The following is an 18,698-nucleotide window of genomic DNA, read 5'->3' on the forward strand; positions in this document are numbered from 1 at the left end:
AACACCCGGTTCTCAGCGTCGACGCGGGCTCAAGCTCACGTCGCCGGCTGGGCACGGGCGGTGGAGAACAAGATGCAGCGGGTTGAAGACAGGCTGTTTGTCGAGTTCGTCGAGGCGCTGAACGGAGATCTCGCAACATTGGGTGCGACCGTTCGCATCGACCATCGAGCCCCACCCGGCCACCGTTTCACGTTGATCGATCAAAATGGGCGGCGGCTTGGAGAGTTGCCCGATCAGGCCGATGCGGCGACGATCTTTGCCTTCGAGATCATCCTGCATTCGGAGCGCAGAAATTAGTTGCGCGCCCGTAACTTGTTGCGTTGCTCGGTCGGACGGTCGAGCAACGTGGCGGAACGTATCGAAATTACAAAAGCCGCAACGTTTTAACACTTCGTGTAAATGAAAAATCTTATTGCTGCCTGCAATGTCTACTTTCCATGACTGATTTAGGGCCGAATTGACAGCGTATCGGCTTTGTGATCGTCGCAAAAGCGCGGACGTTGCTCGTGTCGCATCCCTGCGACGTTTGAGCAGAAGGACTTAGTCATGAAGCGCACGAACGAAAGCCGACGGATCGTCGATCTCGGCCGGGCCAGCCGCGAGACCAAGGGCGCGGGGTTCATCGAGCGTGATGTCGCCGGCCTGAAGGTGGGCACCGGCCTCTCGACCGACTGACCGAACGGGCGCGTCGTTTTTCGGCGCGCCCAAGGCCACGACGGATGCCCCACCCCCCGCCCAGAATATTGTCGCTCGCCATCACGCGCGGTCACGCGATTTTTCTCGACCAAGAGGCGGATCGCTACTTTGCTTTGCCAGATCGGGAAAACCAGAGTCTGATTGACCTGCTGGACGGCTTGGACATCGGGATCGACGCTCGGCATCGCTTGGCCGAGGCGACGGGTGTTATCGCACGACGCGATGTCTTCCTGGCCATGATGGCGGCCCCATCACACTGGCGGCCACGAGCCGACAACAGCGCGGCGCTCCCAATGTCAAAGTTGAGGTTGCGCGACCGGCTCGATGCGATTCTGGAGCGCGCGAAAGCGTCGGTGTTGCTTCGGGTTGTCGGGTTGGAGCGCACGCTCGCCCGCATTACTCGGATGCGCCGCCGCCGTCATGCGCATGAGAACGATTTGGCGCGCGTTATTGCTGCGCAACGCTGGCTCGATCAGCATCTCAGCGCCGCCGACGCGTGCCTGACGCGCTCGCTTGCGCTCGTACGGTGCGCTCGCGCCAGGGGCTGCGACGTCCAGTTGGTGATCGGCGTCAAGACGAGCCCGTTCGAAGCCCATTGTTGGGTCCAGACGGGAGACTGCATCCTGAACGACGATATCGATCGGATTGCGCCGTTCACCCCGATTGTCATTCTCCCATGACCACCGACTACATTGCGATCATGTCGCCGGATGGAAGCGACGCGCTTGCGGAAGAGCGGAAACGCGTGAGGCCTGGCTATCAAGTCGCTGTCGACCGGCCTGGTCTGTTGGTGTTGACTACCGCGCCAACCGACATCGTCGCGATGATGGGTGGCGATGGCGTCGCCATAGGCACCATGTTTGATCGGTCGGGGCGAGAGGCAGTCGCGACCATCGATCGACCGGCGAGCGCCACGGCACATGACAGCGGGGGCGCTTCGCTTCTTGCGCAGTTCTGGGGCGGATTCGTCGCCATCATCTCCGATCCCGATGGTGGCGTCTCGATCATCCGCGATCCGTCGGGCGAAGTGCCTTGTTATTGGTCCGAATACGGCGGCGTAACCGTCGCCACCTCTCAGCCCCGGGATTGGATCGATAACTACCGAAGGGTCGACTTCGACTGGACGACCGTCGTCGGCCATCTGTTATGGCCCGAACGCCGCAACCGCCAAACCTGTCTTGCCGGCCTGTGCGAGCTGATGCCCGGCGAGCGGCTCGTCGTGCGCCCGAGTGAGACCCGTGTCGATCCGATCTGGCAACCGTGGCGATTCACGGTGCCGGAACTGAGGATCGACGAACGTGAGGACGCGATCGAACTTGTCCGTCGCGCGACACTCAATACGGTTGCCGGTTGGTGCAGGCGCTATCCACGATCGCTGGTCAGCCTGTCCGGCGGATTGGACTCGTCAATCGTTCTGGCGGCCGCACAGGCGCACACAATCGCCGCCGTGACGATCATGACCGACGAGCCGATCGGCGACGAACGGCAGTACGCGCGTGCGGCTGCCGACTATTGCGCCGTGCCGCTGATCGAACGATCGCTTCACATCGACACGATCGACCCGCGCCGATCAAATGCCGCTCGTCTTCCGCGCCCCACGGCACGGCTCTTCGGACAGGCAATCGATCACATCTGGCGCAACGCATCGGTCGACTGCGGCGCCGACGCGCTGTTCCATGGCGGCGGCGGCGACAATGTGTTCTGTTACCTGACGTCGTGCACACCGTATCTGGACAGCCTGCTTGTTCGCGGTCCCGGACGGTCGAGCCGTGCTACGCTTGGCGATGTCGCGCGGTTGACGAAGGTCTCGAACGGCCGCGTCAAACGCGCCGCGCTCCGCAAAATGTTGATCGAACACGGCCGCTACCGTTGGCACCGCGATGCAGGCTTCCTCACGAGTGATGCCCTGGCGCTGGCCGATCCGTGGTCAGACCACCCATGGTTCGACGCTGTCCCGCCGAGGACACTGCCTGGCAAGCGCGCGCATGTCGCCGCGCTCATCAGGATACAGAATTATCTTGAGGCAATCGAACCGGAGCGTCGCGTGCCGGTCGTCGCTCCGCTCATGTCGCAGCAGGTGATGGAAGTCTGTCTACGCGTGCCGACATGGATATGGTGCGAGGGGGGTGTCAATCGCGCGGTCGCGCGCGCCGCGTTCCGGGACCATTTGCCCGGAATGGTTATCGACCGGACAAGCAAGGGCGGTCCAGACGCGTTCGAAATTCAGGTGATGACCGCTCACCATGACACCATCCGCGAGATGCTGCTCGAGGGGCAGCTGGCCGCACACGGGCTGATCGATCGAAAAGCGGTAACGTCGGCGCTGGAGCATGAAGGGCCGCTCCGAGCAACGCACTATCCCCGGCTGTCAGCACTCGTCGACGTGGAAGCCTGGTTGCAGAGCTGGAGCGCTATCCGTGCCAACGGTGTCGCTGCGCAAGCCTGGTCGCGAAGCGCGCGCCAGCGCTGATATTGTTCGCGCTTTTCTGGATCGGCAGTTTCCCGATTGTTGAGCCAGAAGTCGAACCAGTCGAGATTGCGTTCGTAGACCGCAAGCCGGTGCGCGGGTTGCGACTTCACGTGGTATTCGCCGGGATAGATATACAGGTCGACCGGCACGCGCGCTTCCTCGAGCGCCGCCATCGATACCATGCCGCCGAGATATTCAGTCGCGGACCATTGAAACAACATCGGCACGCGGAAGCGCTCGGCATTCGGGACCATTGCGATTGGCCGGTAGAACGCGCCTTGATCGCCGGCGAACGGGGGATAGCCCAGCTCACGAAACTGCCGCTGCAGCGAATGCCCGCCCAACGCCAAGACCGTTGGGTCGATCACCGGCGTTCCAAGCGCCGCAACGCTGAAGAGATTGCTGGTCGCAAGCGCGTAGACGGCGCTCGATGCCGCATCGCTAATACCGGTCGCGCCGAGCCGGGCCATATCGATCCTGACCCTGCCGCGTGCAGCGGCGACGCCCGCTTCGAGATTTGCTTGCTGCAGACGGCGCTCGCCATTGTCCCGTTCTGCGGCGCGATACGATTGCGCGGTGACTCTGGTCGCCGGATCGCTCGCTACATAGCGGTCGAAGCTGGCTTCCTCGAGGCTCAGCACCGCAAAACCGCGCGCCGCCAGCGCAAAGATGGGATATTCGTCCCCGACCCCGCCGCGTAGAAATCCCCGCGTTCGATACTGGACCACGATCATCGGAAAGCCTTGCGTCGGGGGCGGTCCGCCCGGCACGACAAGATCACCGTAGCCCTCGGCACCACCAAGGCTTTGCCAGCGCAGACGCTCGACCCGGGCGAGGCGGTGGCCAGTAAATCCGGGGTTAGGGTCGAAGATAATATCCTGCGCCCCGGTCACGGTATCCAGCGTCCAGAGACGACGCGGCTGACGCGATGCTTCGCGACCGCAAACCAGACGCGATTCGGTCATCGTGCAGCCCGTCAACGCGTCCTCGGTGGCGAACAGTCTCCGAGGCACCTGCCCTGCCTGCCACCGGTAGATCGCCGTCAGGCTGTCTGCCCATCCCTCACGCCGCAGGTAGATGACGGCACCATCCGTCAACCATACGTTGAAAAGCAGGCCTCTGCAGGTCGGGTGCAAGCATTTTTCGGCAATGCTGTTGTTTTCCCTGATTAGAATCCGCGCCGAAAACCAGAAGCGCTCCGGGTCGCTCGCCATCAGCGCGGCCCGGCGACCGGACCCATCCGCTGCAAAGGCGAAGGCACCGGCCGGCCGACCGGGGACTGTTTCTGGATCGACCAGCGCTCGCTCGGTCGCGGTTGCCGATCGTTCGTCGGCTTGACCAACAGACTCGACGCGATAGGCGATGCCGAGGTTGCTCGGTATCATCGGCCGCAGCGCGAACATCGGCGAGATCCGATCGTCATAGTGAAAGCCGGTTCGCGCCTCCTTTTTGACCGCCGCTTCGTGGGCCGGAAGCCCCGGCCTGGTTGCGTAGACGATCGCGGTTCCGCTTGGCGTCCAGGCGAAATCGTCCACGCCGCCCGCCGCCGCGGTCGCGAGCTTCGCCGCGCGGCTCGCGAGATCGATCGCCAGCACCTGTTGCTTGCCCGCGACGGGCTTCAGGAAGGCCACCAGACGGCCGTCCGGCGACCATTTGGGAGGATTGGGTCGAAAGGCGCCGTTCGGTATCGCCCATCCTCGCGTATTCGGTGCCCATCCGACCGGCTGCGCGTCGACCTCGATGATCTTCGGTCCTCCAGCTGATCCGATCGTGACAACGACGAGGGCCTGGCAGTAGGTGTTGCTTGCGACATCGCCACGCCGGACCAAAAGCGCGATCCGCGAACCGTCGGGCGAGATGCCGAAAGCAGTCCCCTGTGTCTGGCTGGCGTCGCTCTGGCCGACATCGCGCAACGCCACGAGATCGCCGGGCGTTACTGCCGCGCCGCCCGCGGATCGGCTGGCAGGCGAAAACGGCGAGCACGCGTGGGCTGTCCCAGCCATCGAGGCGAACGCGCCAGCGGCGAGCGCGAAGGCAAGACGCGCGCCGAAACGTCCTAACAACGTCCGCATCATCAGAATCGCCGCGTGAGCTGAACGCCGATGACGCGACCGACCGCCGAATAATTGGTAGAATCGTAGGGCGTCGCATAAGCGAACCCGGTGTTGATCGCAGAGGGCAGATCATTGAGCGCATTGCGGACCGACAGCGCCAATTCGGTGCCGCTCAGCCAACCTTGCTCCGCGAGCCGGGCGCGGAGCGCCACGTCGACCGTTGTTTGACCGGACACCGACCGCGGCGTGGCAGCGCGTCGATCATCGACTTCGCCGACGTAGTTCACATAACCCGCGAGCGTCAGCCGCGGACTCGTCCACGTCAGGCCGCCACGACCGCGAAATCGCGGCGGGTAGAATATCCTGCCCGCCAGCTGCACCGGCGAAAGCCCGGGAATAAGGACGCGGCTGCTCGTCAGATGGCTCGCATCGATCGTCACCGCGATCGACCGGCCGCCCTCCATCTGGTGCGTATAGCTGGCCGCGACATCGACGCCCGAGGCCTTCTCGCGAGCGACGTTGCGGTAGCGTTGATCGACGATCGCGACCACTTCCGCCGGATCGAAGGGCCTGCCGGTCTGGTTCTGCAAACCGGCGCTCGTCGCCGCGATGGCGTCATTGACCTGCGTCACGCTCGGCGACGCCAGGATGAACGCAGCGTAGATCGGGTTGCCGAGTGAGCCGAACAGGCTGTCGATCGGCAACTGGACCCTGTCGGTAAAGTCGACGTTGAAATAGCCAATGCTGAACCGTGCGCCCGGCGCTGCCACGGGGTGGAAGTCGATCGTCGCCGACCATGTCCTTGCGCGTTCTGGCCTGAGGGTAGCGCTGCCACCATCGACGATCGCGATCGTCGATGGCGGCGGAAAGGTGACGAACCCGAGATCGCTGGCATTGATGAGATTGAAGAAACTTGGGGAATATTGCTGGTTGAGCGTCGGTGCCTTGAACGATCGACCCCAGGTAGCTTTCACGTCGATGCCATCGCTCGGCGCGTAGACGATACCAAGTTTCGGGCTGAGAACACCGCTTGGGCCGCCGTATTTCTCGTAACGTCCGGCGACGCTTAGCGAGAGCTGGCGGAGGCCGGTCGTCGCATTGCTGGCCGATACCAGCGGCAGCGATAGTTCGCCATAGCCGAACACCGTGTGGCGTTCGCGATCGAAGTCCGCGCTTCCGAGCCGCGTATAGTGATAGGCGGCGTTCCGGATGCCGCCGCCGAACGCAAGACGCGCCTCTCCGCCGGGCAAGGCGAACAAGGCGCCCTCGGCGCTCGCTTCGACCGTTGCCAGGCGGTTGCACGCGCATCCGGAGAACTGGAGAAACACGGTCCCTGAGGAGTAGTAAAGGCTCTCATAGGCAACGTTGGTGCGCGCATAGACCCCTTGCAGTGTCGCCTGCCACGCCTCGCCGAGATCGACGATAAGCCTTGGCGCGATCGAATAGGACTCCGTGCGACTGTAGCTTTCCACACCAAAGTCCCTGGAATCGCCATCGAGCGTAAACGGCGTCGTCCCGAACGAACGCCGATGGGAATACAGACCATCGAGCTCAAAGGTCACGTTGTGCGCGACCTTCTGATGAAAGTTGACGAGCGCGCTGTGATGATGTTGCTCGCGCAGCAGCGTCGTCGTGGGCGCGAGGCGCTGCGTAATATTGCGTTGTCCGGCGGTTATCTGATCGCTTTGATTGAAGTTGTACGTCGCAAGCACGCCCCCGCCGCGCCAGACCGTCCCGGCCGTCGCATTATATTGCTGCTCGGTCCCGCCGCCCTCCGTCGGCACGTCAATCCGCGCGCTCGTCTCGAAGCCGCGAAAATCGCGCTTGAGGATGACGTTCGCGACGCCACCGACCGCGTCCGATCCATAGAGCGCCGAGGCGCCGTCGGGCACGATCTCGATCCGCTCGACCGCCGCCAGCGGGATCGTGGAAATGTCGATCGCCTGGGCCGCGCCGTCATAGGCAAGGCGGTGGCCGTTGAGCAACGTCAGCGTCGCATCGCCCCCGAGACCACGCAGGTTCAGGCTGGATGCCGCGTCGAGGTTCTGATTGTCGCCCGGCGCGCCAACGCCAACCTCAGGATTCTGGCCGCCGTTGAAGTTCTGCGGAAGGCTGCGCGCTACCTCGCCCAGATCGCTTTGCCCGGCATCGCGAATCTGCCTTGCGCTGAGCACTTTCAGCGGGGACGCCGACACGCCGCCGCGAATCCGCGTACCCGTCACGACGACATCGCTGGTGGCGGCCGCGCCAGCACCGGCAGTGGCCGCCGCGCGGATCAGCACGACGTCGTCGCGGAATTCAGCGATCAAATCAGTCCCCGCGATCAGACGGCGGATGGCGTCGTCTGCGGATAGCCGGCCAACAAGTCGCGGGGCGCGTTTACCGCTGGCCGCGTCGGCTGCGACGATGATCTCCCGGCCTGTCGCCCTTCCGACCTCGACGAGCGCGCGATCGAGATCTTGCGGCTCAAGCGCGAAGGCGACCGTCTTCGCGTTGGTCTGCGCACACGCCCGACCGCCCAGCCCGATCGTCATCGCGAGCAGACAACCGGTCGCCAAGAGCCGCTTTTTCATTTGAACCTCCCCTGCGCCATGATTGGCGTCTTGGGAGATCGACGCGACGATCCACGGCCACCCTAGGGGTTCGAACGATTTATTTTTGCGTGCGACGACGCAGGACGATGCGGCCCGGCGCGCGCGTGTCGACATCGAGGTCGAAGAGCGTGGCCAACCGCTCCGCCAGTTGCCCTGTCTCGCCGACGCGCAGCGTGCCGGACAGCCTCAGCGCTGCAATCTCGCCGTCGCTGGCGACGATTTTGTCGACGCTGTAGCGGTTCGCCTGCGCCATCACGTCTGCGAGCGGCGTGCGATCGAACGCCAGGAGCCGCGATGTCCAGGACGGCGCCTCGAGCCGGGGCGCGGGCGGCGACAGCGTGCCGTCGGCGCGGCTTGCGATCGTCTGCCCGGCTTGCAGCACTATGCGATCCACGCGCGCCGCAGCGCTTTTCTCGACGGGCGTTCGCACCACCTCAACCGCGCCGCGCAGCAGATCGACATCGATCGCATCGGGCGTACGGAACCTTACGTCGAAGACCGTTCCGCGCGCCGTGACGCGCGTATCGCCGGCAATGACGACGAACCGCCGCCGCTCGTGCTTCACGTCGAACCGCGCGCGGCCGCGTTCGAGCTGAAGCAGTCGGGTTCCGGCATCGAACCGCACGGTAACAAGGCTGTCGCTGTCCAGCGTAACGATCGAGCCGTCGCTGAGCGCGATACGGCGCAACTGTCCGGTGACGCTCACGAACTGGGCGCCGTCGTCAGACGCTCGGGCGGCCGGTTCGTACGGCAGGGTCCGGACGATCGTGGCAAGCGCCAGTCCCGCCGCCAGCAGAAGCGCAGCGCCAATCAAAAGGGGAGTTGACCATCGCTTCGATGGTGCGGGCGGCTCCTTTAGCAGCTTTCCGGCCGAAAATATCTCCGAGATCCGGTTATAGGCGCGGCGATGGAGCGCACCGCGAGCCAGCCATTGCTCGAACGCGACGTGGTGGAGTCCGGCTTCCGGACCGCGCATGCGCGCGAACCATGCCGCGGCCTCCGCGCGCAGCTGGCTACGCCCGACTGACGGATTCGTGTCTTCGCTCATTCCCCGAGCGCCTCGTCGAGATGGATCAGTGCGCGCGTCATATGATATTCAACCGTAGCGACGGAGATACCCAGCCTGCGAGCGATATCGACGTACGTGGTTTCTTCAACGCGGTGCAGCAGAAATACCTCGCGGGTGCGGGGGGTCAGGCCATCGAGCGCGGCACGATAGCAACGCATCAGGTCTTGCGCCTTGATCGCATGTTCCTGTTCGGGCGGCACGATTGGCAACGTGCAATCGTCGAGCGCGACGTGATCAAGGCCGCGCGGACCGCGGCGACGCGTGCGATCGACAATGAGGTTTCGGACGATGCGTTGCAGATACGCTTCGGGTCGCCGCAGCGGGATCGGGTGCCGGACCGACGCGAGCCTGGCGAAGGCCTCCTGCAACAGGTCCGCCGCCTCGTCGGCATCATGGATCCGCCGACGAAGATACCGCGCCAATCGCGGCTGCTCCGCGCGGAACAGGTCTGAAAGCCAAGTCGTGGCGCGCGGCACGCGGGCCCGGTTTGCACCGTCAACCACGGTCGATACGGCAATCGTTGCCTTGGCCGCTCTCGGGCGTGAAGCCTGGAAACATACATCACTCGCGCATAAAGCGGTGCTGGCACGCACCGCGTTTCCGCGTCGGCGGGCCTGCCTGGCCTGCGCCAGATGCCCGGAGCTGCCGCCAGACCCTCAAGGTCGGGCGCGAGTGAATTGCCAAGCCGAGGCTATCGCAGCGAGACGACGCCTTGGCCTGTCGTCATGGTGCCGTATCGCATGGCTCGCTGCAATAGCGGTCACCTTCGTTTATGGCGCGAAGAAGCAAGGCGCATCAATCAGTCGCATTTTATCTTTTGCGCCGACTAGCGCTCGCGGCTCGACAAGATTGCAAGTCAGCCGTGCGGGACTGCGGCGATGAGAACGCCGTCGGGCGTGTAGGAATGATCCCCGACGACGTAGCCGGTCAAAAGATCACCAGCCTTCAGCCGGGCGTCGGTGCCCTTGCTGAGCAGCCCGAGGACGCCGAAGCTCAGTACGCCGAGCACGACGCCAGCAGTATTGCCGTCGCCTTCATGCCCTTGCGTTCCCGACACTTCGATCCGACCGCCCGGGGCATCGATGTATAGAAGGCGAGAGCTGAGGCGCCCTTTGCCGCCGGCAATCCCTGTGCCGCTGGACGCGAGCACTTCGCCCCAGGCGGTCGCGCCGATCGGCACGATGGTTGCGCCATCGACGACGACCGCCTTGTTGACCCGCAGCTTGAACCGCTCGCCTGGCTTTGCTGTTCGCCCCGTCACTTCCTTCGTGACCATCAGTTCGACCGGGGTCTGAGCGGTCAGCAGAATCGTTTGGGGGCGCGCAACAATAAGATTCGTCGCCACCGGCTGCGCCGCCAACGTCGTGCCCGCGCACAATGCAAGCAGCGCGGCAGCCGCCGACGCCGGACGAAAGGTCCTCAATCGACCGGAGGTCACCGGGTCGGCGGGGTGGCCGGAGCGACCTCACCTGGTGCGAGAAACTTGATCGCCGTCCCGGTGGCATTCGTCTTGCCCCAGCTTACCGCGGTGACGTGCGCGTTGCCGTAGTTCGCCTTGATGACCGCGTCCGCACCGAGCTTCTGACCGCGTTCCCACAGCTCGCGGTAGATTTTCTCCTGTGACGGTGACTTGCTGAACATCGTCGCCTTGCGGACCCCGGCCTTTACCTCGCCCAGCACTTTGTACGGCCGATCGGTGATGTCGTATGGAAACACCGGGACGCCTACATCTTCGTTGACAAGCGAGGTTTGCGTGGGCGCCACCGGTGTGGAAGCGGGAGCGGTCTGAGCGGAAGCCGCGCTTACGCAGGCTGCCGCCAGCAGTGCGACCATCATCATTTTCATTGCGAATGCCTTTCGTTGCGGATCATTACTTCTTGACGATCGCCGCTGCCGGCGTGAGCGCTGGGGCGGATACCGCGACGGGTGCGGGAGCCGCGATCGGAACATTCATCGGCGCGGGCGCACCACCGGCGAAGGCGACCGGCAGATCCTCATCGACAAACGCCGTCACCGGCGCACCGAGCGGAATGGCCGCGCTCGTCCCTGTAGTGAAGAAACCGGCAATCGGAAGCAGCGCGACGGCGCCGATGACGCCGGCGGTCCCGGTCTTACCTTTGTCATCTAGCTGTCCGCTCAGGCGGATCTGTCGGCCGTTGGCACGGACGTAGAGAACGCGCGCGTTGATGGCCCCGGATTTGCCCCACATGCCCTTGTTGCGCACTTCGGTCACTTCGCCGGTGGCTGGACTCCCCGCAGGGATAACGATCTGGCCGTTGACCATGACCGGCTCCGCGACCGCCATCTGGAACCGCTGGCCGACGCGCAGCTTCTTGCCTTTGGTGGTCAGCGGTTCGCTCATCGTCAGCGAAACCGACGTTCCGCTACGCAGAACATCCTGCACCGGCGCCCCGACGACGATCGGCGCGGCGGTCGGCGTCACCGGAACCACCTGCGCGCCCGCGATCGCCGGCGCAACCAAAAGCGCGCCCGAAAGCGCGATCACGACCCTGTACATTGAAGCCCCCTTCTGATTCGGCCATCCCCATGACCGATGGCATCAGAGACGAGTAATTCCGTACCTTGTCAACGTCCTGCTGCGCTAACCCGATCGACGCCGCGCAACGCTTCCCGACAATGCACATCATTCGGTTCACGCTCGTCGAGTGCTTCGGCGTCTCCGTCGTCCTCAAATTCAGAATCGCCATCAAGGTAATCAAGTTGATCGCTGACTTGATGCGCGAGCCTGCGGATCAGAGGCGTGGGCAGCGCAAGGATACAGACGATCAGCGACTCGACGCGATCGTCGGCATGCCGCGCCGCGTTGCGCATCAAATCAAACCCCGCGATGGCAGACTGACGTTGCCGCTCGCGCCAATCATGATGTGCTCGTGTCCGCAGATCCCCAGTCGTTTTCGCGCATTAATGCCTGCACGGGTCATTTCGATGTCGGATCTGCTCCGCGACGGGTCACCGCTCGGGTGGTTGTGGACGAGGCTCCGGTCGCACCGTTGAAACCGAACGCTCAGACGTCACTGTGGAACCGGTACTTCTGCGCCGAACACCGCCGCGGCCGCTCGCAAGATCGCACGAAATCACAGAATGCATCGTCAACCGCAGCAATCATCGCGACTTGCGCTCCGGCGATCGCGCTCATCGCGTGAAAATCGCGTGCCAGCCGGAGAAGGACGCCAATCGGTTGAGGCCGGTTTCCGGCGCTGGTCTTCTCCTGCGAGGAGCAGTGTTGCTCGGTCCGCTCAGAGAGAACTTCCATGGACGAGGGTTTAGGGTGCAGACGATCGGTGCCGGTAGCGCTGGTCACAACCAGTCCGGGCGATCGACGCGGGCCTCTCCGTTGCTCCCGGAGCACCTTGCCGACGCGATCGTCGCGTGCCTTCGCCGGCGACGCGCGCGCCGCCAGCCCTCGGACGACGGCCACGGCCTCTGCATGCCGCCGATCGTAGTCGCGACGTGCAATACGACTGGCGGTCCGGGAGCGACTATCACCGCCTGCTGGCTGCCGGACGACCTGCGCTCGCGTGGGAAGTCGCCAGGCGCCACCCGGCCTTCCCGGTCGCCCCTGGTGCGACGATCAAGGGCGCTCTCCTGTCCGCCGCGCCTGCGTTCGCTGCGCATTGGGGGTTGCATTTTCGCCGAATCCGGTACGCAACCATTCGACCGTGCGCGCGTGGTCTGGACCGCCGCGATCGATCCCGGCGTCCTGTCGGTGACCGCGAGACCCCGCCCAAGGGCCTCGTTCGACCTGACACGGCATCGCTTCGACGTCGTGGTCGACAACGACGGGACCGAGCATGTCGCCATCCACCTGCCGGGTGGTTTGTTGCGGCTCGATGTGATCGCTGGAACAGTATTGCATGGCCCCGCCGATCTCCGTGCCCACGTCGAGCTTGCGGCCTGCACGCCGCGTCAGCTGGCGTCGCTCGACCGCCTGCTTCGACTTGGCGGCATGCGCGATCCGGGCCGCCGGCCGCCCCCGCCCGACCGTCGCCTCCCCCGTCTCATCGAGGCGTTGCGGATCGCCGACGCGCTGGCGCAGGGCGCGAGCCTGGCGGGCATCGCCGGTGGCCTCTCCGCTGACGGCCACCGTTCCGGGGATTGGCCCGGTGACGGCGAGCATCACAAGTCCGCAATTCGTCGACGGGTCGTGCTCGCGCGACGACTCCTGGCGCTCGGTCCCGCCGGGGTGCTTGGCTGTTTAACCTGACCTCGGACATAGTCGGGTCGTGGGTAGCCGTGGACACCCCCGTGTCGATGATGGTCTCCAACATCCACGCATTGCCGATGCCCTCGCCACCGCGCCTTGGCGTGACGGTCAAATGGCTTTTTTCCGCGCACGGTGGTGAGTTCGGTCTGCCCCGACCATTATCTCATGCTTGCACGCCGGCGCGTTGCAGCTACCGTCGGAACATGGCGTACGCATTCCGCACCCGTTCGATCGTAGACGCACGGCGCGCGCGACGAGGACGGCCCGACGGCAGCGGACGTGCCACGATCAATCTCTGCGGTATTGCGTGGCGAAGTGCCCCCCCGTTCGAGAATTGTCGATGACCCGCACGCCGCGCATCATGGTGAGGTCGGACCTGATCGCGAGCGTGACCGCCGATGTGGGCGACGCACGTGTGGCCGACGACGCGGTCAAGTTCGTGTTCGAGGCGACGATCGCCCACCTCGCGAAGGGAGGCCGCGTCGAGCGTCGCGGCTTTGGCGCCTTCCCGGTCCGGTCAAGCACCGCGCGCACGACGAAGAGTTCCAGGTCCGGCGACCCGCTCGATTTGCCGTCGCGCAGCCTGGTCTTCTTCCGGCGCGGACAAGCGCTTCGGGCCGACGTTGCGCAACCTGGCGCGACCGCATGACGCGTGCGGGCGAAAAGCTGTACGGCGACTGGCGTCACGCGATCGATGCAGACCGCAAGGCTCGGCTTGGATGGAAAATCCTCCGTCGCTTCTTGTCTGTGGTTGCGCTCGCAGCGATCGCCAGCGCCGCCTTGTTCGGATTCGGTCGATGACCGATCGCATTGCGGGAGACTGGCGTATGCTGGTCGGCGAGGAGCCAATCGGTCCTGACAACCACGTCTACTCGTTTGCCGACGGCGTCGTCCTGAGCGCCGTTGGCATTCCGGTCGGATCCTATTGCGCCGCCGACGATGGCGGCTACCGGATCCTGCTGGGCGAGCAGACGTGCGTCGTGCGCGCCGTCGGCGATGGCGTGATCGAGACCATGACCGGGTCGGTCGATAGCGGTAACTGGTCGGACCCGGTGGTCTTCTCGCGGGTCCGATACGATGTCCGTCCACCGTACGGCATCGGTTGAACTCGGTAATTGGTGGTTTTCGCCGGAACAGCCCCTTGTCGTCTTCAAGACCGCCGCCAACGGGCGTAGGATACGCCAATCGCGGTGAGCAGAACAGGCGTCGCCATGCCGGACTGGGACAGGTTTGAATATTACGAGCGGCGCGAAGCGGTCGAGCGCGCCGCGGCCGCCAGGTGCACCGATCCGGCGATCGCGCGCGTCCATTTGAGTCTGGCCGAACGTTACGCCGACGCGCTGGTCAAGGTCAGGGCATGTCAGGGTCCGCCCGTGCATACCGTGAAAAGCGACCGTCACGCCTGATCGCCCCCCGCTCGGCGGGCTGACAAGCATCTCGGATCGAACGCGGCGCAGTGACCGTCGCAGCTTTCGACCAATATTATGATCAACCGGTGCTGGCACATGGCTCCTCGCGCCATGGCGCGACCGCGCTCTACGGCTCGCCCGTCAGCGTGCTCGCCGCCGAGCCCCCGGCGGGTCTCGGCCTGGCGGTGACGATCGCTGGCGCGAGCCTTACGGTCGCCGCTTGCGCGGCGGCGCTGGTGGTGGCCTCTCCCGGTGGCGCGGGAGTGGGCGGCGCTTCCTCCTAGGCCCGCCTTGGCGGGCTGCAAGCCGCGCCTGCGGCGCGGCTGCTCCACTCGCGTTCCGCCCCTTCGGGTGCTGCCCGCCGCGTGCGGGCCTTTCCGGTCGCTGCTTGCCGCCCACCCCCGCTTCCGGGGGAGGCTCGGGTTTTTGGGCGGCGGTGGAGGCGAGCGATGGCGAAAGAACGGAGGACGCGCGCGCGGCAGACGCGCAGGGACAGGCAACAGGCCGACCGGCCCAGCCTCTACGACGAAGTCACCGCCCAGATCATTGCCGACCTCGAGGCCGGGCGCGTGCCGTGGGTCCAGCCGTGGGGAATGGCGGGCGGCGCCGCACCCGGCCTCCCGCGCAACGCGCTCACCGCACGCGCTTACTCGGGCGTCAATATCCTGATCCTGTGGGGCGCGGTCATCGCGCACGGCTGGCCCTCGCAATCGTGGCTGACCTTCGCGCAGGCGCAGGCCGCGGGCGGGCGGGTCCGTAAGGGCGAGCACGGGCAAGGCGTCGTCTATGCCGATCGTTTCACCCCCGAGGCCGAGAAGGAGCGCGCCGCGCGCGAGGGCGACGCCGCCAAGGCGGTGCCGTTCCTCAAGCGCTTCACCGTCTTCAATGTCGCACAATGCGAGGGCTTGCGCGAAGGACTTGCGTCCGATCCCGCGCCCCTCCCCGAACGCGAGATCGTCCCCGTCGCCGAAGAAGTGATCGCCGCCTCGGGGGTCGACTTCCGCATCGGCGGGACACGCGCCTTTTATGTCCCCTCGCTCGATGTCGTTCAGGTGCCGCCCCAGCCGGCCTTTTTCGAGCAGGTGAATTATTACCGGACCTGCCTGCACGAACTGACCCATGCCACCGGCCACGCGAAGCGCCTCAACCGAGACTTGAAGAGCGGCTTCGGCAGCAAGGACTATGCGCGCGAGGAACTGATCGCCGAAATGGGATCGGCCTTCCTCTGCGCCGCGCTCGGCATCGTGCCGACCGTGCGCCACGCCGATTATATCGCGTCGTGGCTCGACGTCTTGCGCGAGGACAATCGCGCGATCTTCCGCGCCGCGAGCGCCGCGACCAAGGCCGCCGACTGGCTGCTGGCGCGTCACGGCGAAGCGCAGGCCGCGCGCATGGACGGGAGGATCGCGGCATGATTCTCCTGCCCCCCGACCTGCGCCTTACGCTCCGCGCCAACGGCATGGCGCGCCGCGCCTGTGACGAACAGGGACGGCGCTTCGACCCGCCGCCGGTGGTCAAGCTGTTCAATCCGCTCGGCGCGGCGACGTGGCTGGCGACCGCACTGGCCGAGGATGGCGACACGCTGTTCGGGCTGGCCGACCTCGGCTTCGGCTGCCCCGAACTGGACTGCTTCAGCCTGTCCGAGATCGCCGCGGTGCGCCTGCCGTTCGGCCTCGGGATCGAGCGCGACCTGACGTTTGCCAGCACCGTCGCGCTTTCGGTCTGGGTCGCGTCGGCGCGTCGCGCCGGTTCGATCCTGTGGGCCGAAACCCTGTTGCGCCGCGCCACCCAAGGCGGATCGCCGCCCGGCCCGGACCCGTCGCAGGAGATCAGCAGCACGCAAGACCTTCCGTACCGTTCGGGCGGCCCGGATGGCGGTTGACGCGCGGGCGGCGCGCTCCGCCGCCATCACCGACCGGTCCCGCCCGCGAATCCACTCTCGACCGGGACCGGCGCTCACGAAGGAGCTGATACCATGAAACTAGACTTCATCCCGCTTGGCAAGCTGTCGGTCAGCAAGGCCAACATGCGCTATGCGAAGAAGGCACCCGACGTATCCGACATTCTGCCGACCGTCCGCAAGCGCGGCATCCTCCAGCCGCTGATCGTCCGCGCCAACGGCGCGCCCGACCGCTACGAGATCGTCGCCGGGCGGCGGCGCTTCCACGCCGCCCAACTGGTACACGGCGAGCGGACGGCCCAAGGCCTTCCGGTCGGCGATGCACTGCCCTGCGCGATCCTCGACGAGAACGACGATGCGACCGCGATCGAGGCGTCGCTGATCGAGAACTTGGCCAGGCTCGACGCCGACGAGGTGACGCAGTGGGAGACGTTCACCCGGCTGGTGAAGGAGGGGCGCACCCCCGAGGAGATATCCGAGACGTTCGGGCTGCCCGCGCTCGCCATCCGCCGCGTGCTCGCGCTCGGCAATCTGCTGCCGCGCATCCGCAACCTCTACGCGGCGGACAAGATCGACCGCGCGACCGTCCGCCACCTGACGCTCGCCAGCAAGAGCCAGCAACGCAGCTGGCTGGCGCTGTTCGACGACCCCGATGGCTACGTGCCGACCGGACACCAGTTGAAGGCATGGCTGTTCGGCGGGCAGTCGATTCCGGCGCGGTTCGCGCTGTTCGACGTGGATACGTTCACGGGCGGGGTCGTCTCCGACCTGTTCGGCGACGACCGCTATTTCGCGGACGCCGATGCGTTCTGGACCGCGCAGAACGACGCCATCGCGGCGCGCCGCGCAACCTACCTCGCGGAAGGCTGGAGCGATGTCGTGGTCGTGCCGCCATCCGAGCACTTCCATTCGTGGGAGTATGAGAAGGCGGGCAAGCGCAAGGGCGGACGCGTCTATGTCGATGTACGTTCGACCGGCGAGGTCGTCTTCCACGAAGGCTATCTCTCCGCCAATGAGGCCCGGCGCGCCGCGCGCGGCGACGGCCCGGACCCCGCCAAACCCGCGCGGCCCGAAGTCACCGCGACCATGCAGACCTATCTCGACCTGCATCGTCACGCCGCCGTCCGCGCCGCATTGTTCGGGCATCCGGGCATCGCGCTGCGAATGCTGGTGGCGCACGCGATCGGCGGATCGCAGCTGTGGCGCGTGTCGCCCGAACCGCAAGCGACCCGCAACGACGAGGTGCGCGAAAGCGTGGAGACGTGTCGCGGCAAGACGGTGTTCGACGAGCGCCGCCGCGCGGTGCTGGCGGTGCTCGACTTCTCGCCCGAGGAGCCGACCGTCACCGGCGGCAACGGCGACGACGACGGCGTCGCGGCCATCTTCCTGCGCCTGATCGACCTTCCCGACGCCATTCTCATGGAGATCATCACGGTCGTCATGGGCGAGACACTGGCGAGCGGCAGCGCTGCCGTTGCCGCGCTCGGGACGCAGATCGACGTGGACATGGCCGACTGGTGGCAGGCCGAACCGGCGTTCTTCGACCTGATCCGCGACAAGGAAGTGTTGACCCGGATCGTCGCCGAGGTCGCGGGCGAGACGGTCGCTGCCGCCAATATCGGCGAGAAGACCAAGACCTTGAAGCGCATCGTGCGCGATCATCTCGACGGCAGCGACGGGCGGACCAAGGTCGAACGCTGGGTGCCCAGATGGCTGGGTTTCCCGGCGTCGGCCTATACCGCGCGCGGTGGCGTCGCCACCGTCGCCGCCCACGCAAAGGTCGAAGCGGCGCGGCCCCCAGCGCCGGACCCCGACGCCGGGCAGGAGCCGTTTGCGCAAGCCGCGTGAGCGACCGCAAGCGGGCGGGGGTTATCGGGTGGACCGTGCTACGCGCTGTCCACCCGAGCCTTCCGCCCTCGCCGGAGCGTTCTCCCACGGGAGAACTTCGCCAGCTTCGCGTGGTCGTCGCCCGTGTCGACGCGCGCGGCGGCGTCGTGCCCCGCCCGACATCGGTCGGAAAAAATCGCGCCGCATGGCCGTGCGCCCGCTGGGCGCACGGCCATGCGGCAGGCGATCCGGCGCGCCAGCGCGCCGCCCCGCCAGACCAGCGGGATGCACTCACATACCGATCATCGCAACCAGCGGACCTAGCTGCCGTCGCCGTCGGCGAGCGCGGCCTCGATCATCGTGCGCCAACGCTCGGCGTCGCTGCCCGCGGGCGCTGCTGAACGGATCGACGCGAGCAGCGCACGCGCCTGCGGCACGTAGCTTCGCCACATCG

The 18,698-nt window shown here is 65.8% G+C and carries 23 protein-coding genes and 1 pseudogene; 13 read left to right on the forward strand and 11 right to left on the reverse strand.

Going from position 1 to position 18,698, the window contains the following annotated elements; translation table 11 throughout:
• Positions 1-60 precede the first annotated feature (60 nt).
• The 4 genes from M0208_RS06295 to M0208_RS06310 all read left to right on the forward strand — a co-directional run bounded on the left by M0208_RS06295 (position 61) and on the right by M0208_RS06310 (position 3,166).
• The gene (locus M0208_RS06295; RefSeq protein WP_258890871.1) at positions 61-297 is read left to right on the forward strand and encodes a hypothetical protein; all 237 of its coding nucleotides are present in this window, start codon (positions 61-63) and stop codon (positions 295-297) included.
• Between the two features lie 249 nt (positions 298-546).
• Positions 547-675 (forward strand): benenodin family lasso peptide, encoded by a 129-nt coding sequence (locus tag M0208_RS06300; protein WP_258890872.1) that lies wholly within the window; start codon positions 547-549, stop codon positions 673-675.
• A gap of 68 nt (positions 676-743) precedes the next feature.
• On the forward strand, positions 744-1,376 hold the full coding sequence (locus tag M0208_RS06305; protein WP_258890873.1) for a lasso peptide biosynthesis B2 protein: 633 nt from the start codon (positions 744-746) through the stop codon (positions 1,374-1,376).
• The gene (locus M0208_RS06310; RefSeq protein ID WP_258890874.1) at positions 1,373-3,166 is read left to right on the forward strand and encodes an asparagine synthase-related protein; all 1,794 of its coding nucleotides are present in this window, start codon (positions 1,373-1,375) and stop codon (positions 3,164-3,166) included. Before M0208_RS06305 ends, M0208_RS06310 begins: the two co-directional genes overlap by 4 nt.
• Here M0208_RS06310 and M0208_RS06315 read toward each other — a convergent pair.
• The 10 genes from M0208_RS06315 to M0208_RS06360 all read right to left on the reverse strand — a co-directional run bounded on the left by M0208_RS06315 (position 3,052) and on the right by M0208_RS06360 (position 12,322).
• Positions 3,052-5,241 (reverse strand): Atxe2 family lasso peptide isopeptidase, encoded by a 2,190-nt coding sequence (locus M0208_RS06315; RefSeq protein WP_258890875.1) that lies wholly within the window; start codon positions 5,239-5,241, stop codon positions 3,052-3,054. The two genes, M0208_RS06310 and M0208_RS06315, sit on opposite strands and share 115 nt — an antisense overlap.
• Positions 5,241-7,793, reverse strand: a complete 2,553-nt coding sequence (locus M0208_RS06320; RefSeq protein ID WP_258890876.1) for a TonB-dependent receptor — start codon at positions 7,791-7,793, stop codon at positions 5,241-5,243. Before M0208_RS06320 ends, M0208_RS06315 begins: the two co-directional genes overlap by 1 nt.
• 79 nt (positions 7,794-7,872) lie before the next feature.
• On the reverse strand, positions 7,873-8,862 hold the full coding sequence (locus M0208_RS06325; protein WP_258890877.1) for a FecR domain-containing protein: 990 nt from the start codon (positions 8,860-8,862) through the stop codon (positions 7,873-7,875).
• Positions 8,859-9,476: an RNA polymerase sigma factor gene (locus tag M0208_RS06330; RefSeq protein WP_258890878.1), complete on the reverse strand. Its 618-nt coding sequence runs from the start codon at positions 9,474-9,476 to the stop codon at positions 8,859-8,861. Before M0208_RS06330 ends, M0208_RS06325 begins: the two co-directional genes overlap by 4 nt.
• Before the next feature lie 263 nt (positions 9,477-9,739).
• Positions 9,740-10,306: a hypothetical protein gene (locus M0208_RS06335; RefSeq protein WP_258890879.1), complete on the reverse strand. Its 567-nt coding sequence runs from the start codon at positions 10,304-10,306 to the stop codon at positions 9,740-9,742.
• 11 nt (positions 10,307-10,317) lie between these two features.
• A complete protein-coding gene (locus M0208_RS06340; RefSeq protein WP_258890880.1) occupies positions 10,318-10,728 on the reverse strand; it encodes a hypothetical protein in 411 nt (136 codons plus the stop codon).
• Positions 10,729-10,753: 25 nt separating this feature from the next.
• A complete protein-coding gene (locus tag M0208_RS06345) occupies positions 10,754-11,389 on the reverse strand; it encodes a hypothetical protein (RefSeq protein ID WP_258890881.1) in 636 nt (211 codons plus the stop codon).
• Between the two features lie 80 nt (positions 11,390-11,469).
• Positions 11,470-11,715: a hypothetical protein gene (locus tag M0208_RS06350; RefSeq protein ID WP_258890882.1), complete on the reverse strand. Its 246-nt coding sequence runs from the start codon at positions 11,713-11,715 to the stop codon at positions 11,470-11,472.
• The gene (locus M0208_RS06355; protein WP_309547031.1) at positions 11,715-11,912 is read right to left on the reverse strand and encodes a JAB domain-containing protein; all 198 of its coding nucleotides are present in this window, start codon (positions 11,910-11,912) and stop codon (positions 11,715-11,717) included. The genes M0208_RS06350 and M0208_RS06355 overlap by 1 nt, the downstream gene beginning before the upstream one ends.
• Positions 11,909-12,322 carry a hypothetical protein gene (locus tag M0208_RS06360; protein ID WP_258890883.1) on the reverse strand — a complete coding sequence of 138 codons (414 nt, stop codon included), beginning with the start codon at positions 12,320-12,322 and terminating at the stop codon, positions 11,909-11,911. Before M0208_RS06360 ends, M0208_RS06355 begins: the two co-directional genes overlap by 4 nt.
• Positions 12,323-12,354: 32 nt before the next feature.
• Between M0208_RS06360 and M0208_RS18540 the strand changes: the two are divergent.
• From M0208_RS18540 to M0208_RS06400, 9 genes and pseudogenes are all read left to right on the forward strand, one after another.
• Positions 12,355-12,525, forward strand: a pseudogene (locus M0208_RS18540) (transcriptional regulator domain-containing protein); the annotation flags it as partial.
• 46 nt (positions 12,526-12,571) lie between these two features.
• Positions 12,572-13,108 carry a DNA -binding domain-containing protein gene (locus M0208_RS06365; protein WP_258890884.1) on the forward strand — a complete coding sequence of 179 codons (537 nt, stop codon included), beginning with the start codon at positions 12,572-12,574 and terminating at the stop codon, positions 13,106-13,108.
• A 340-nt stretch (positions 13,109-13,448) separates the two neighbouring features.
• Positions 13,449-13,757: an HU family DNA-binding protein gene (locus tag M0208_RS06370; protein WP_258890885.1), complete on the forward strand. Its 309-nt coding sequence runs from the start codon at positions 13,449-13,451 to the stop codon at positions 13,755-13,757.
• Positions 13,758-13,905: 148 nt separating this feature from the next.
• Positions 13,906-14,214: a hypothetical protein gene (locus M0208_RS06375; protein ID WP_258890886.1), complete on the forward strand. Its 309-nt coding sequence runs from the start codon at positions 13,906-13,908 to the stop codon at positions 14,212-14,214.
• A gap of 84 nt (positions 14,215-14,298) precedes the next feature.
• Positions 14,299-14,514 carry a hypothetical protein gene (locus M0208_RS06380; RefSeq protein WP_258890887.1) on the forward strand — a complete coding sequence of 72 codons (216 nt, stop codon included), beginning with the start codon at positions 14,299-14,301 and terminating at the stop codon, positions 14,512-14,514.
• Between the two features lie 50 nt (positions 14,515-14,564).
• Positions 14,565-14,801: a hypothetical protein gene (locus M0208_RS06385; RefSeq protein ID WP_258890888.1), complete on the forward strand. Its 237-nt coding sequence runs from the start codon at positions 14,565-14,567 to the stop codon at positions 14,799-14,801.
• A 165-nt stretch (positions 14,802-14,966) separates the two neighbouring features.
• Positions 14,967-15,932: an ArdC family protein gene (locus M0208_RS06390; RefSeq protein WP_258890889.1), complete on the forward strand. Its 966-nt coding sequence runs from the start codon at positions 14,967-14,969 to the stop codon at positions 15,930-15,932.
• On the forward strand, positions 15,929-16,399 hold the full coding sequence (locus M0208_RS06395; RefSeq protein ID WP_258890890.1) for a DUF2958 domain-containing protein: 471 nt from the start codon (positions 15,929-15,931) through the stop codon (positions 16,397-16,399). The genes M0208_RS06390 and M0208_RS06395 overlap by 4 nt, the downstream gene beginning before the upstream one ends.
• Before the next feature lie 93 nt (positions 16,400-16,492).
• Positions 16,493-18,265 carry a ParB/RepB/Spo0J family partition protein gene (locus tag M0208_RS06400; protein WP_258890891.1) on the forward strand — a complete coding sequence of 591 codons (1,773 nt, stop codon included), beginning with the start codon at positions 16,493-16,495 and terminating at the stop codon, positions 18,263-18,265.
• Between the two features lie 299 nt (positions 18,266-18,564).
• Here the strand turns inward: M0208_RS06400 and M0208_RS06405 are convergent, their stop codons facing one another.
• Entirely contained in the window at positions 18,565-18,696 is a 132-nt protein-coding gene (locus M0208_RS06405) for a hypothetical protein (RefSeq protein WP_258890892.1), read from the reverse strand.
• Positions 18,697-18,698: the final 2 nt, after the last annotated feature.

It is taken from the genome of Sphingomonas sp. SUN019 (genome assembly GCF_024758705.1).
Taxonomy (GTDB): domain Bacteria; phylum Pseudomonadota; class Alphaproteobacteria; order Sphingomonadales; family Sphingomonadaceae; genus Sphingomonas.